Source organism: Providencia sp. 2023EL-00965, from assembly GCF_033550225.1.
Lineage (GTDB): Bacteria > Pseudomonadota > Gammaproteobacteria > Enterobacterales > Enterobacteriaceae > Providencia > Providencia manganoxydans.
This window is the reverse complement of record NZ_JAWUEH010000057.1, coordinates 1-561: the sequence shown is the minus strand read 5'-3', so window position 1 is coordinate 561 and position 561 is coordinate 1. Positions and strand designations below refer to the sequence as shown.

The window sequence follows — 561 nt, the reverse complement described above, 5'->3', positions numbered from 1 at the left end:
GGGGCAAGCTTAGTAAAGCCCTCGCTAGATTTTAATGCGGATGTTGCGATTACTTCGCCAACTATTGCGATAACAAGAAAAAGCCAGCCTTTCATGATATATCTCCCAATTTGTGTAGGGCTTATTATGCACGCTTAAAAATAATAAAACCAGACTTGACCTGATAGTTTGGCTGTGAGCAATTATGTGCTTAGTGCATCTAACTTTGTTTTAGGGCGACTGCCCTGCTGCGTAACATCGTTGCTGCTCCATAACATCAAACATCGACCCACGGCGTAACGCGCTTGCTGCTTGGATGCCCGAGGCATAGACTGTACAAAAAAACAGTCATAACAAGCCATGAAAACCGCCACTGCGCCGTTACCACCGCTGCGTTCGGTCAAGGTTCTGGACCAGTTGCGTGAGCGCATACGCTACTTGCATTACAGCTTACGAACCGAACAGGCTTATGTCCACTGGGTTCGTGCCTTCATCCGTTTCCACGGTGTGCGTCACCCGGCAACCTTGGGCAGCAGCGAAGTCGAGGCATTTCTGTCCTGGCTGGCGAACGAGCGCAAGGTT

Annotated in this window: 2 protein-coding genes; one reads left to right on the top strand and one right to left on the bottom strand. The window is 49.6% G+C overall.

What is annotated here, in order from left to right; all coding sequences use genetic code 11:
- The coding region (locus SC428_RS22145) for an SMR family transporter (protein ID WP_232926251.1) at positions 1-95 on the bottom strand (95 nt) is incomplete at its 3' end.
- A 244-nt stretch (positions 96-339) separates the two neighbouring features.
- On the opposite strand from SC428_RS22145, the gene SC428_RS22140 reads away from it, so the two are divergent.
- The coding region (locus SC428_RS22140; protein WP_032424397.1) for a phage integrase N-terminal SAM-like domain-containing protein at positions 340-561 on the top strand (222 nt) is incomplete at its 3' end.